Annotated in this window: 16 protein-coding genes and 1 pseudogene; 5 read left to right on the top strand and 12 right to left on the bottom strand. The window is 45.7% G+C overall.

The genetic code is table 11. The features are described 5' to 3' along the window. Window positions 1-45 precede the first annotated feature (45 nt). Both MKY58_RS12990 and MKY58_RS12985 read right to left on the bottom strand, forming a co-directional pair. Window positions 46-825: a patatin-like phospholipase family protein gene (locus MKY58_RS12990; protein ID WP_339324892.1), complete on the bottom strand. Its 780-nt coding sequence runs from the start codon at window positions 823-825 to the stop codon at window positions 46-48. A 110-nt stretch (window positions 826-935) separates the two neighbouring features. After that, on the bottom strand, window positions 936-1613 hold the full coding sequence (locus MKY58_RS12985) for a MarR family transcriptional regulator (protein WP_339324891.1): 678 nt from the start codon (window positions 1611-1613) through the stop codon (window positions 936-938). Window positions 1614-1810: 197 nt separating this feature from the next. On the opposite strand from MKY58_RS12985, the gene MKY58_RS12980 reads away from it, so the two are divergent. Further along, complete coding sequence (locus MKY58_RS12980; RefSeq protein WP_339324890.1) at window positions 1811-2881, top strand: beta-ketoacyl-ACP synthase III; 1071 nt, start codon at window positions 1811-1813, stop codon at window positions 2879-2881. Here MKY58_RS12980 and MKY58_RS12975 read toward each other — a convergent pair. The 4 genes and pseudogenes from MKY58_RS12975 to MKY58_RS12960 form a co-directional block, all read right to left on the bottom strand. Continuing rightward, the gene (locus MKY58_RS12975; protein WP_339324889.1) at window positions 2820-3362 is read right to left on the bottom strand and encodes a hypothetical protein; all 543 of its coding nucleotides are present in this window, start codon (window positions 3360-3362) and stop codon (window positions 2820-2822) included. The genes MKY58_RS12980 and MKY58_RS12975 overlap by 62 nt on opposite strands. Next, window positions 3335-3748 carry an AarF/ABC1/UbiB kinase family protein gene (locus tag MKY58_RS12970; RefSeq protein ID WP_339324888.1) on the bottom strand — a complete coding sequence of 138 codons (414 nt, stop codon included), beginning with the start codon at window positions 3746-3748 and terminating at the stop codon, window positions 3335-3337. The genes MKY58_RS12975 and MKY58_RS12970 overlap by 28 nt, the downstream gene beginning before the upstream one ends. A 770-nt stretch (window positions 3749-4518) precedes the next feature. Continuing rightward, entirely contained in the window at window positions 4519-5205 is a 687-nt protein-coding gene (locus tag MKY58_RS12965) for a hypothetical protein (RefSeq protein WP_339324887.1), read from the bottom strand. 255 nt (window positions 5206-5460) lie between these two features. After that, a pseudogene (locus tag MKY58_RS12960) lies at window positions 5461-5935 on the bottom strand (aldo/keto reductase); the annotation flags it as partial. A 194-nt stretch (window positions 5936-6129) separates the two neighbouring features. On the opposite strand from MKY58_RS12960, the gene MKY58_RS12955 reads away from it, so the two are divergent. The 4 genes from MKY58_RS12955 to MKY58_RS12940 all read left to right on the top strand — a co-directional run bounded on the left by MKY58_RS12955 (window position 6130) and on the right by MKY58_RS12940 (window position 8679). Further along, window positions 6130-6753 carry a CGNR zinc finger domain-containing protein gene (locus MKY58_RS12955; RefSeq protein ID WP_339324886.1) on the top strand — a complete coding sequence of 208 codons (624 nt, stop codon included), beginning with the start codon at window positions 6130-6132 and terminating at the stop codon, window positions 6751-6753. 130 nt (window positions 6754-6883) lie between these two features. Further along, on the top strand, window positions 6884-7804 hold the full coding sequence (locus MKY58_RS12950; RefSeq protein WP_339324885.1) for a pyridoxamine 5'-phosphate oxidase family protein: 921 nt from the start codon (window positions 6884-6886) through the stop codon (window positions 7802-7804). Between the two features lie 23 nt (window positions 7805-7827). Continuing rightward, on the top strand, window positions 7828-8196 hold the full coding sequence (locus MKY58_RS12945; protein WP_339324884.1) for a hypothetical protein: 369 nt from the start codon (window positions 7828-7830) through the stop codon (window positions 8194-8196). Window positions 8197-8427: 231 nt separating this feature from the next. Beyond that, window positions 8428-8679, top strand: coding sequence for an MBL fold metallo-hydrolase (locus tag MKY58_RS12940; RefSeq protein WP_339325142.1), 252 nt, complete (start codon window positions 8428-8430; stop codon window positions 8677-8679). A gap of 130 nt (window positions 8680-8809) precedes the next feature. On the opposite strand, the gene MKY58_RS12935 is transcribed toward MKY58_RS12940, so the two are convergent. The 6 genes from MKY58_RS12935 to MKY58_RS12910 all read right to left on the bottom strand — a co-directional run bounded on the left by MKY58_RS12935 (window position 8810) and on the right by MKY58_RS12910 (window position 12083). Next, complete coding sequence (locus MKY58_RS12935; protein WP_339324883.1) at window positions 8810-9001, bottom strand: hypothetical protein; 192 nt, start codon at window positions 8999-9001, stop codon at window positions 8810-8812. A 77-nt stretch (window positions 9002-9078) separates the two neighbouring features. Then, window positions 9079-9909 carry an NAD(P)-dependent oxidoreductase gene (locus MKY58_RS12930; RefSeq protein WP_339324882.1) on the bottom strand — a complete coding sequence of 277 codons (831 nt, stop codon included), beginning with the start codon at window positions 9907-9909 and terminating at the stop codon, window positions 9079-9081. 5 nt (window positions 9910-9914) lie between these two features. Then, window positions 9915-10286 carry a MerR family transcriptional regulator gene (locus MKY58_RS12925; RefSeq protein WP_339324881.1) on the bottom strand — a complete coding sequence of 124 codons (372 nt, stop codon included), beginning with the start codon at window positions 10284-10286 and terminating at the stop codon, window positions 9915-9917. Further along, window positions 10283-10615, bottom strand: a complete 333-nt coding sequence (locus MKY58_RS12920; protein WP_339324880.1) for a transposase — start codon at window positions 10613-10615, stop codon at window positions 10283-10285. The genes MKY58_RS12925 and MKY58_RS12920 overlap by 4 nt, the downstream gene beginning before the upstream one ends. A gap of 248 nt (window positions 10616-10863) precedes the next feature. After that, on the bottom strand, window positions 10864-11694 hold the full coding sequence (locus MKY58_RS12915) for an NmrA family NAD(P)-binding protein (RefSeq protein ID WP_339324879.1): 831 nt from the start codon (window positions 11692-11694) through the stop codon (window positions 10864-10866). Then, complete coding sequence (locus tag MKY58_RS12910) at window positions 11691-12083, bottom strand: MerR family transcriptional regulator (RefSeq protein ID WP_339324878.1); 393 nt, start codon at window positions 12081-12083, stop codon at window positions 11691-11693. The genes MKY58_RS12915 and MKY58_RS12910 overlap by 4 nt, the downstream gene beginning before the upstream one ends. Between the last annotated feature and the right edge of the window lie 155 nt (window positions 12084-12238).

Below are 12238 nucleotides of genomic sequence, written 5' to 3'. Positions count from 1 at the left end.
CCTCCATTTATACTATATGGCCTCACCTCCTTCAATTTTTCCCCATCATTCTTTAAGAATCTGCATTAATTTAGGGATAAGGGATTCGGTAGCTTCTTCACCCGCAGCGATGCATTCTATCGTTTTGGTGAAATCAAATGCCGCATACTGGCCTACTTCAGGCCGGATGACGAGGTCGGCCATATGCAGGCTGCTATGTTTCCGCTCTGCTGTCATCAAGCTATACGAGCGATAGACCACTTCAATCATGTTGCGGGGCGGTTTCTTTTCATGCTCGCGGGCAACATCAACCGCAATAACGAAATCGACATCTTCTTTCCTCATATCTGAAACTGGCAAGTTGTTCAGCACGCCGCCATCTACCAGCATTTGGCCATCCATATATACTGGTGCAAACACACCTGGGAAAGCTGAAGTCGCTCTCAACGCTATCCTCGGATCGCCTTTATCTAACGTAACTTGCTTGCCTTCCATCAAATCTACCGCAATTGCTTTAAAGCTTATCGGGAATTGCTCAATATTTAGGCCAGCTTTATGTTGCTGTTCGAGCAAAGCACCAACCATTTGGTTTATTCCGTTGCCGGCTAGCAAGCCCCGCTGCCATAAACCAAGATCGAGAAACCTATATTTTGGAGTATGGATAAACGTATGTTCAATCTCATGTACGGCAATGCCCGCGGCGAACACTCCTCCAATAACCCCTCCCATACTGGTTCCAATAATGCAGTGTATAGGAATTCCGTGTTTCTCAAACGATTTCAGCACGCCTAGATGTGCAAGCCCTCGAACGGCACCTCCGCCTAAAACGAGTCCTATTTTTTTCATTTCATTTGTTATCCCTTCCATTAATATTTCAGCTTATAGTTATCCTCCGTGCCCCGCTTTCGCCAAAATACCCAAAAGACCAAAAAACTGTCCGAAAGACAAACTTGCTTCTAAGCAAGCGCCTCTTTTATAAAATCAGATAGCAATTTCTGCTCACCATTGGATAAATTACTAATCATCCCCAAATATTCGCCAACCAAATCCGTCATTCCACTGCTTATTTCATCACTCATCGTTTGAATGACCGTCCCCAGTACAGTGCCTACAAATATCAGCAAGCTAGTGTGATGGCTTGAAGTTTTACTAATGAGCAGTTGTATTACTGATTCTGTCTTCCCTCCAACCTTTTTCAGATATACTATTAGAATGCCCAAAATATACCCGCAAAATTCCAGGTTGGATCGTCTATTCGGCATGTCATCCAGCATCTTCTGCAGCAAGTTCTGAACGTTGGCATGTTTCAAATCATGTATCAGTTTTCGAATAGATTGCGCGCTCTCTTCCCAATTTTCGTTCTCTTGTGCATTGGAGCACTTCTGCTTAAACAGATCTGTCGCTTTATCCGTTGGTGTAAACATCACTTGGGATCGGCCCGTTTCGTTCGGATTCACTTCATAACTGCGCATGACGTATCCGGACTTTTCAATCTCTTTCAACATATCATAAGCCGTCCATTTACTGACACCAACAGCCTTAGCTAATGTTTCATAATGAATCGGTAACCTTGTTTTTTGATATAACTCTACAAGTTGATTCAAAAATTGAAATCTTCGCTTCGACATCGGCATATGCCATCCTCCTCTCCCTTTTTCCTGTTAACCCATAAGCGCACAGGTTCATCTGCACGATACAATTGTGTTTTTTGGTTTTTTGTGATTAAATAATATCATCTTCAGCACCCAGAGTCAATTTTGCATAAGTGAGGGGCAAGATGTTTTTGGGTCTTTTGTATATCATTATTTTTCTTGTTTGGAGGTTCAATTTTATGAAAGCTACTCCCAGTCAGCCAACAGCCGTTATAATCGGCAGCGGTTTTTTTGTCCCCGACAATCCGGTGACGAATTCAGCCTTGCCATCTACACTGAATACTTCGGACGACTGGATCAAGCAGCGAACAGGTGTCAGGCAACGGTATATCGCACCGAATAAAGCGCTGACTGCCGATCTTGCCGTTACCGCTGCCTCGAGAGCATTGCAGCAGACCGGACTTGCCGTCGAGGATATCGAATTGATCATTGTTGCCACTTCCACACCTGACTATGCCTTCCCATCTACCGCCAGTCTAGTGCGGCAGGCGCTCGGGAGCACCGCTCCGGCATTCGACCTTTCCGCAGCCTGCTCAGGTTTTGCGTATGCTTTGTCTGTCGGCAGCCAATTTATTATTTCCGGAACTTATGAACATGTACTCATTATTGGCGCCGAAAAAATGTCTTCGCTCATTGATTGGCAAGACCGAAGAACAGCTGTGCTGTTTGGAGATGGTGCCGGGGCAGTCGTGCTCCAAAAGCAGTCTTCAGCGTATCCAGCCTTTTTCCGTCTGGAGTCTGAACAAGCCGAGCCCGGGCTGCTTCATGCCCCACCGAAAGGTCCTATAACGATGCAAGGAAGCGAAATCTTCAAGTTTGGTGTACGCATACTCACGCAAGCTATCCAGGAAACGTTGATGCAGCTTCGACTTCAACTTGAGGACATCGCCCTTATTATTCCCCACCAGGCAAATATTCGCATCATTCAAAGTGCTTCTGAACGTTTAGGGATTCCAATGGATAAATTCTTTGCCAATATTCATCAATATGGCAATACATCCTCTGCTTCCATTCCGATCGCCCTTGCGGAGGCCGTCGAGCAAAAACGAATCCATCCAGGTGATCTAGTCATGATGGTAGGTTTCGGTGCAGGGCTGTCTTGGGGAGTTACAGTCATGCAGATGTCCAATAACGCCTTGACCCTTGTCCATGAAGCAAAGGACAGCACCACTCTCGTTTCACCAATCATTAAAAACGCCCTGGACGAAAAATCGCAAAAAGGAGCCAAAGAATCATTAACAGCGCAATGAAGAAGCTGATCTCAACGATCGGAACTTTTCCAATAATCGGGGATACCGTACCGCTAATGGCTCCGCCAACTATTAATCCGAGTATCACAATGCTTAATGCCAGCAGTACAATGCTAAACGAAAGACGGTTGACGAATGGATTTAATCGGTCCCAAAACAGCTTTTTCCCGAACGGCTCCGCGACATCAACCACACTAATATTTGGATCAAGGAAGGTTGCTACACTTTCCATAGTCAGAATCGATTTGCCAAGCAAGGTCATTTCGTTTGGAATGTGGATGCGGTGATTGTAGGCAACCTGGAATAAATCCTGTACTGCAATACCGACACTGACTTGATTCAGTGGCACATGATAATATTTTTGACGCATTTCATTCACATCTTCATACAACTTATCGTGATCCACATCGTCGGGAATAACCCCCATATGGGAAAGGGAGACAAAGTGTTTTTTTAAATGATACGGCAGCTTTCCGACCAATCCAAAAAAGCCACCCTACTGTCCGGTAGTGCCATCACATTACCCGGATGGGGGTCGGCATGAAAAAAACCATTTTCTAATATTTGACTAAATATAGCAGTTGCCAAGCGTTGGGCAAGCTGCTTGCGGTCAAAGTCTGCGTCTATCAGACGGTTTTGGTCGTATAACGGGACTCCATCCACATACTCCATGGTTAACACCCTTGTGGTCGTGAAATCCCAATAAACATCCGGAATATACACGTAAGACAACTTATTATAGATTTTCATTTTCTCAGCGTTCCGAGCTTCTTCCAGTTGACCAAGAAAACTTGCATGCTGCTGAAAGTTGGTTCGTAATGTTTCACTTGCTTGTATCGTATCTTCTTCGGTGATATCAGCTTTCAAATCACAATAGCTTTGAATAGTTGGATTCCACCATGCTCTAGAAACTTTGTTATAACTTCCTTACTATCACTATTTACGATATCATAAAACCGTTGGTCATGATTTCCACGTAATGCGATAACATCATAATTTCTAACTTAATCAATAACACGGTCAACTACTGCTTTACTATCTGACCCCGATCCACATAATTACCTAATAAAATGAGTTTATCTTTCCATGTATATCACTGATTATTAGTGTTCTCATTGTGTATGCTCCTATCATTACGCTCTCAGGGGATTTTAGCTAACGTCTTATCTAATAACTCCATCTGTAAAGTATTAGCGAATTATTCAACTCCCCCTGCTTGTTTGCTTAATAAATTTGATCAATAGTTAAATGCTTATCTAATCGGTAATCGGCTCATGTTCTTGTCCTTTCCGGCAATCGGTACAAGTTCTTGTTCTTGTCCCCCGACACCCGAACTTTGTTGCGTAAACCTGCCCGTTAGCGTAATGAAGCTGCCGATCAGCACCAGCAGCTTCTTCATGGTCGTTTATTCAACTATCGTATCCCGTTAGCGCAATGAACTAGCTTTTTATTTTGTCCTCCAGAAGCAAAAGTGTTTCTTCAACTTTATCATTCGGTCCATATCCAGGAGCCGAAGTCCTCCAATGACAATATACTTCTCGTCACCACTCGACACTTGGTTCGTCAATTGCCGTCTATCCACCGCCGAGCAGCTGGGCGATGGATGTGCGGTAGCAGGTGCAGCAGTCCGCATGCGCCTAGTACGCTTTGAAAGCGACGAAAATCGAACCCATCATCACGATAATGCCGCTAACCTTGCTCATGAAATAGTAGAAGTCGCTCGGCTCGGGATTCTCGTACATGAGCCGCTGCGGAGATAGATGGAACATTAAATCCTGGAAGGCTTGGTACCGGAAGCTGCACCAGCCAAAGATCAACAGGCCGAGGGCAAGAAAAAGAAACCCTGGCATGCCTCGTTTGACATGGTAATCGGGGTAAGCCGCGCTTACGAGCGCCGACGGCGGAAAATCTTCTTCCCCTTCCTGCTTGATCCGCTCGCCGTTGGCGTACGCCTGAATAGCCATGACGATATTGCCTTTGTCATCGTAGCTCAAGAGCAAGCCGTTATTGTCCTCGACGCTATAGACATGTCCGTTCGGATAGGTCACTCGGAACTTGGTCGAGTAAGGGACGCTTTTGTCCGCAATGGCATAGGACTGCCCGCTGATGATCACTGTGCGGTGCAGCTCGTCGTCGGTGCGTACTTGGACGGGAGCGGCCGTGCTGCTATGATAGGTGACGAGACGGTCTTGCTCGCCGGAGAATTTGTACGTATCCTCGTACAAGTAGAAGACGCGGTCTGTGAAATAGGGCCTCGAGAAGACGCCCGTCAAGATGGACACGAGGAGCACGAAGACGAAAAAAATAGAACCAGGCGTTTTCATTTTTCCGAATAAAGCCGCTCGGGTAGAAATATGCGCTCATCCTTTCTTCTTTATCCCTTTTACGTTCTAATGAGTGAGGCGGTTGCAAGCATTTATGCAAGGATATAATATGCTGATGATTTAGCTCAAGACCGGCTGTTGATGTACAAGCGGTTGAAGGAGTCCTACAATGGAGTTACGCTAAACTGCCCGTTAGCTTAATGAATTCATGCATGGGTACCTAGTTGTGATAATGCACTCGCCGAGTAGTCGCATGGCGGCTTCTGACAACCCGACGATATAGCGGACCTTGCCCTCACACACCAGTTCGGCCATAGCGCCGACCGTCGCTTCGATCGGAGTATTTGGGTCTACCCTGTGCTGATAGTACAGATCGATATATTCAACGCCAAGACGCCGAAGGCTGGCGTCACAAGCTGCTTTTACATATTCCGGACGGCCGTTGACGTCCAGGAATTTACCATCTTCACTTCGCACATTGCCGAATTTCGTTGCCAGAATGACTTCGGTGCGCCGCCCTTTCACTGCTCTGCCGACAAGCTCTTCGTTTTTTCCGACGCCCATACATATCAGCCGTGTCCAGAAGAGTAACTCTTACTTCTATTGCTCTATGTATGGTCCGGACGGCCTCTTCTTCATCACGCCCGCTGTAAAAGTCGGACATGCCCATACAGCCGAGTCCAAGTGCCGACACCTTTAAGCCGCTATCGCCTAACGATCTTTGCTTCATTATCATTCATACCTTTCAATCCAATAATTGGAATATATTCATCTTACATCTTAAAGTACACTCTAAGGCAAGCATTATTTATCTTTCCCTCACCTTGATCTCAATCGTATCGAAGGCCCATGGCGGCGTCCTAGGCGAATAGCAGCAGAAAGACTATAATGATGAAAGAATAAGTTTGTAAGGAGTTCGGTAAGATGCCTAAGAAAATCCCCCCTTCTTTTCAATTTATCGGGAATCATCCAGCACTGGATTTTATCAATACGAAAATTGCGGTGGGCGGACAACCCGCAGAATTACTGTGTAACTGGGATGACGTGCTTGAATGGTTAGTCCTAATGAATTTCTACACGAAAGAACAACTCGATGCTGCGATACAGAAATGGGAGTACGGGAAAGAAGAATCGCTGGTTGAGGACGCAATCGCGCTTAGAAAAAGTATGCTCACGATGGTCCAGAATAGAATGCGGAATATCGAAGTCTCGGAAGAGGAAATGTCGTGCATCAACAAGGTACTTCAAGAACAGGTCATCACCACAAAACTGATCAGAAAAGGTCACCGATTCGAAGCCGAGAAGCATGTTGCCCTTCGGAAACCGAGCGATTTACTCATTCCCGTAGCAGAGGCTGCCGTCGATCTATTCTGTCATTATGATATTCGTCTTATCAAGAAGTGCGAGAACCCGGCATGCGTACTTTATTTTTATGACAATAGCAGGAACAGCACCCGCCGATGGTGCAGCCAGAAAACGTGCGGCAACCGCATGAAAGTTACGGCCTATTTGGAGCGGCAAAAAAATAAAGATACCAAGGAGTCCTAGATACATAATTGTCTAGGACTACTTTTTTGAAGTCATTTATTAATATCCATTATTGCTGTTTACAGGTTAAATAAATCAATATATAATACCTTTATGCAGTTTATGGTGGTTAATAAAGGAGGTGTAATACGTGATTGGCGTGTATCATGCCGGGGAACTGGCCGTTCAAAAACTGGCGGGTGAAGAATTCCTAGCGGAACAGAACAGTAAAAGCATTAGGTCTGTTATTTTTAAGGGTGCAATGGCATTTATCCAGACACAATCTATGGTCATTGCTTCCACTGTTGGTGAGAACGGAAAAGTATGGATTTCCTTTTTAACCGGTGAACCAGGGTTCATCAGCGCTGCATCGGAGACTATGGTAACCATCATGTCCCGTCCTCCTGCAAGCGATCCCCTCATCAAAAATTTGCTTTCGAACCCGGAGATCGGATTGCTTGCGATCGATTTCAACCGAAGAATCCGAATGAGAATAAATGGAAAGGGAGAAATCGATGGGAGCGGACGATTGACGGTCACAACGGAGCAAGTATACGGTAACTGCCCCAAATACATACAGAAACGATCGCTCCAACCGAGTGGGGGGTTCCGCCGGACGCAAGGACATGCACAACACAGCAACAAGATAAGTTCCGAGCAACAGGAATGGATTCGCCGAGCGGATACTTTTTTTATTGGCAGCGCCAGTTTGGAAGGGAAAATGGACGCCTCTCATCGTGGAGGTCATCCTGGGTTCGTAGAAGTGTTGGATGAGAGTACCCTTCTTTTTCCGGATTATTTCGGGAATTCCATGTTTAATACGCTAGGCAATATTTACAGCAATCCGAACACCGGTATGTTGTTTATTGACTTTCAAGCGGGACATTCGCTTCAACTGACCGGGCGCTCCCATATCATTTGGGATAAGTGCCAGATTTCTCTTCATCCGGGGGCAGAGCGGCTGGTTCGGTTTGAGATCGATGAAGTTCTGTATATTGAAAATGACACGCCGATTATCTGGGACTTTCACGAGTTTTCCCCTACAAATCCATCTCTTGTACGCAATCATTAAAAACCAAATTGGAGGTATTCAAAATGTCAGTTTCCAATAAATTTGTCATCATCATTCAAGCGAATCAACAGGATCTCGGTAAGGCGGTTCATGGTTTGTTGTACGGGCAGGAGCTGCACGAAGAGGGCTTTGAGGTTGCAGTTCTCTTTGACGGAGCCGGAACGGAGTGGCCAAATGAACTCAGCAAGGCGGATCATCCATTTAACGATTTGTATAAGCAGGTGTTGAAGTCGGGGATCGTGAAGGGCGGCTGCCAAGCCTGCTCGGGATTCTTCGACGTGGAGGATGAAATCCAGGAAGCAGGGATCTCTTTGGTCGGAAACGAAATGACCGGGGGGCATATTCCGTTCGCACAATATATAAAGGATGGCTTTTTCCCAATCGTTCTGTAAATGAGCAGCAGGATAAGGATCACCCGTAAAATTTATAGTATTCTGCCCGTTAACTTAATGATTTGCATGGGTACCCTGTTGGGATACTTATCTAATCGGTAATCGGAACAAGTTCTTGTCCTCGACTCGGGACAAGGACTTGTTCCGATAAAACAAAAAAGCCGCTATTATAGCGACTCTCAATGGAACTATGTTCTTGTCCCTCGACAGTGGTGGTTGTTGAACTTGGACGTGTACTTTCTCGATATCGGCCAGGGCGACTCGACCTACATTCACACGGCAGATGGAGAAGTTATTTTGATTGATGCCGGCAAGACAGACAAAGGCGATGATGTTGTCGCATACCTCAAGGCGCTCGGCGCGAAGGACATCGATGTGATGATCGCCACGTACCCCAACGCCGACCACATCGGCGGACTTCCTTCTGTTCGAGGCATACGACGTCAAATCTGTTTTCGCACCGAAAGTCAGCCACACCACTGATGCGTTCAAGGACTTCCTAGTCGCTGTTCTAGACAAGCACCGTAGAGATGCTGGCTAACAGTTGCGTAATAAACCCCAACCTAAGTATGAGGTCACCGGATGGAACCCGTTGAAGACGTAATCAGCTTAGTTAGATGTTGTAAGTCATTATTTTTGGTTTGGGCATAGACGTAAACGTCAATAGCCCCAGCCTATCATTAGAGGCCACTGAAAAAGTCCTGTTAACTGTTTGGTGCAATGCAAAAAGACCGTTTTCAGCAACATTGCCTTGGTCGCCGTTGCTTCCTGATTCTTGCTGCCTCACGTAATCTTCATCAATCATACCCGGGCTTCCATCTAACTCCTAGGTGGGGCCTATTTGACGTTCACTTCAACATAACTGCGTTGTTCATGCGACTGTTAAGGAGAAGGAGATTCGCTTATCAGGTCGTTTAATAAATTAGCGAGCGGCGCCTCCGTCTCCGCCATTACTGCTCTCTCCTTGAATAACCCAATGTCTTTGACGGCAATCCAGCTGTTCGGGAGACCTTGCAACGTAATTTGCTCGGCATTAAGCGCAATTAACTCGCCAAAATTTTGATACACCGGAGCGGTAAACATCGTCCGAGAGAGCATTTCCATCATTTCCGAAGGATTGATTCCGTTTTTTTGCGCGATTCTGCACGCCTCCATCATGGCTTCCATGGCCGTAAAGCTAATGAAGTTGCCACAAATCTTGACGATTAAGGCTGAGCCGATCCTTTCACCGAAATCAAAAATTCCTTGCCCCATCGCATCCAGAAGCGGCAATGCTCGTTTCTTCGCCTCCTTCGATCCCGCGATGCAGATCCATAGTTTCCGCGCGGTAGCCGCTTCGGGAGGACCAAAAACCGGCGCTTCAACATAATGACTCCCATATTCGTCATGAAAATCGGCGAGCTGCCGAGAGGTGGCGGGCGAAACGGTACTCATCGAGAGATGGAGGCCTCCACGTCCAAGCCGTTCCATAAATCCTTCGCTCCGCACAATATCTTCGAGCGCGGAATCGTCGGTCACCATAGTAATGACGATATTTCCCTTTGTAGCGGCTTCGCTCGGCCTGGAGACGGATTCGGCCCCGAGCGCGACCAGAGGCTCAGCTCTGCCTGCTGTTCGATTGTATACTCTAAGCGTGTAACCGGCTTTGATCAGATTAAGAGCCATACCTTGCCCCATATTCCCCACTCCAATAAATCCAATAGGTGTTGTCACAGCCTTCACTTCCTTTTATCGTTTTGAATTTCCGCATATTTGGCCAGTTTTAGATTGACCGCTTCAAACGCTCTATCGAGCTCCCATTGCCTTTCTTGAAGCTTCTGCTTGTGCTTTTCCAGCAAATCCTGTCTTTGCGGAATGGTCGAATCGCCCTGGACGGCCAACTCAACGAATTGTTCCAATTCGGCAACAGTCATGCCGGTCGCGCGAAACCATATCATCAGGTTGATCCATTCCATGTCCCTCTCTTCAAAAATTCGATTTCCGTAAGGGTCACGTTGAAGAAATGGCAACAACCCTTTCCTTTCATAAAATCGGATGGTATGAGGAGGAATCCCCAGCCTTTCCGAAGCCTCTTTAATGGATAAACTCACCTTGAGACCTCCATTTCCGGTAAGATAATATATTCCGATTTACATGACTCCCACCAATTAGGGAAAATCTTAAATTCATTGTACACCTTAAACTTAAGTTTAAGGCAACAGCTTCTTGGAAGTGGTTGATGTGCTTTGTAGGCGATCGCTTGTCCAACCAAACTTTTCGGTAGCGTTCGCGATCGCTGCAGATGGAGCCATTTCGAATAAGTCTCCAATACCGGAAGGCTTCGTTCTTGTCTTACGGCATGCCGTTCTTCCGGCGTAGCATCCTTCAAGTCGCTTGTTCTTACACATACACGCTGTTGCGTTATACTGCCCGTTAGCATAATGAAGTTACATTGGAAAACATTTAGATACTTATCTTATCGGTAATCGGCTCATGTTCTTGTCCTTTTCGGCAATCGGTACAAGTTCCTGTCCTCGACTCGGGAAAAGAACTTGTACCGATAAAACAAAAAGCCGCTATAATAGCGACTTTCAATGGGATTTTGTGTTAGCTTAGCAATTCAGAACGAATCGTTGAACGTATCGCTACCAGCGATGTGTGCTCTGACACGTCTGTCTAATAAAAGATTCAAGCGTTATCCGAATTGATAAAAAATCCTGCATTCTCCTTAACCCACTCTGCGAACGTATACGGTTTGTGTCCTGTTACTTCCTCCACTGTCGATAAAACGGTATAAGCAGATTTAGGCGGATTAAGGTGCCAACTAATCACGTAATCTATTGCATCCTCCTGAACACCCATTTTCCTCATCTGTTCACGTTCTTCTTCTTCAGAGCTTTCGATAAATTGAATTTCACGTCCAATAACCTCACTGATTATCCGAACTTTATCTTGCACCGACAAACTCTCAGGCCCTGTTAATGTATATATTTGACCTGCATGACCTTCCCCAGTTAGTGCAACCGCCGCGACTCTTCCAATATCGGCTTCATGAACAGGAGCAATCAGTGATCCTCCGAACAGGTCTCGAACAACCCCCTCGGAGCGTATAGAGTTCGCCCATTTCCGTGCGTTTGCCATAAATTCAAAAGCTTGAAGCTGAGTCCACTCCAGACTGCTTGACTCAACCGCCTTCTCAAAAGGGCCCTTCTCTCCGTTCCATAAAACTGTAACCCTTCGCACCCCGGCCTTCTCAGCAAGCTCAACGATTTCTGGTCCTGTTTGTAACGGGGCATATTCGGCACCTGTTGTAATTAAATGCATGCCGCTGATGCCAACCAACGCAGAAACTAGCGTACTTGGATCACTTAAATCTCCCGCGACAACCTCTACACCATGAGGAAGATTGGCTTGCTGCGGATTACGTGTCAATGCACGTACCTTTTGCCCCCTTTGAAGAAGTTGGTCCACGACATGCCGCCCTACGGTTCCCGTTGCCCCAGCAACTAATATAGTCATTTATTATCCTCCTCCCGTTTTTGCACCATCTGATTGATTTTTTCAGCCAAATTGAACTTCGCTTTGGTTAAAGCATCTAATTGTTGGTTAATCTCGTTCATTTTCGACTGATACATAAGCAGCAATTCCTCACAATAGACGTCTTTATCTTTATGCTCCTGCTGCTCAGGAAATCTGCAGAAGATAATGTCCCGAATTTGGTCAGTTGTCAGCCCTAATCCTAAATAAAGTTGAATTGCGTTAATGGATTCGATTGTCTTTTCGTCATATTCTCTATAATTATTTTCTTGACGAGATGCTTTGATCAATCCTTTCTCCTCATAATAACGAATCGAACGGGCACTAACGCCAGTTATTTTTCTTACCTTTCCGATCTTCAAAATGATCACCTCATCGATTAGGAACGTTAGCTTTATTATAAAGCTTCACATTAATGTAAAGGTCAAGAAAAAAATTAAATAAAAAGAGCCCCTTAGGGGATGGCAATTAGTCTAGTCATAACTCGCAGGATGTTGGGACAAGAACTTGTTCCGATAAAACAAAA

The sequence above is a fragment of the Paenibacillus sp. FSL W8-0194 genome (genome assembly GCF_037969745.1).
GTDB classification, from domain to species: Bacteria; Bacillota; Bacilli; order Paenibacillales; family Paenibacillaceae; genus Paenibacillus_AQ; species Paenibacillus_AQ cookii.
Note: the sequence above shows the minus strand (reverse complement) of the source record. Positions and strands in the feature narration are given on the sequence as shown.

Excerpts from the sequence above, each read along its gene's own strand:
- MKY58_RS12990 (WP_339324892.1), bottom strand. The coding sequence starts at position 825 with ATGAAAAAAATAGGACTCGTTTTAGGCGGAGGTGCCGTTCGAGGGCTT.
- MKY58_RS12985 (WP_339324891.1), bottom strand. The coding sequence starts at position 1,613 with ATGCCGATGTCGAAGCGAAGATTTCAATTTTTGAATCAACTTGTAGAG.
- MKY58_RS12980 (WP_339324890.1), top strand. The coding sequence starts at position 1,811 with ATGAAAGCTACTCCCAGTCAGCCAACAGCCGTTATAATCGGCAGCGGT.
- MKY58_RS12965 (WP_339324887.1), bottom strand. The coding sequence starts at position 5,205 with ATGAAAACGCCTGGTTCTATTTTTTTCGTCTTCGTGCTCCTCGTGTCC.
- MKY58_RS12955 (WP_339324886.1), top strand. The coding sequence starts at position 6,130 with ATGCCTAAGAAAATCCCCCCTTCTTTTCAATTTATCGGGAATCATCCA.
- MKY58_RS12945 (WP_339324884.1), top strand. The coding sequence starts at position 7,828 with ATGTCAGTTTCCAATAAATTTGTCATCATCATTCAAGCGAATCAACAG.
- MKY58_RS12935 (WP_339324883.1), bottom strand. The coding sequence starts at position 9,001 with ATGATTGATGAAGATTACGTGAGGCAGCAAGAATCAGGAAGCAACGGC.
- MKY58_RS12920 (WP_339324880.1), bottom strand. The coding sequence starts at position 10,615 with ATGCTAACGGGCAGTATAACGCAACAGCGTGTATGTGTAAGAACAAGC.
- MKY58_RS12915 (WP_339324879.1), bottom strand. The coding sequence starts at position 11,694 with ATGACTATATTAGTTGCTGGGGCAACGGGAACCGTAGGGCGGCATGTC.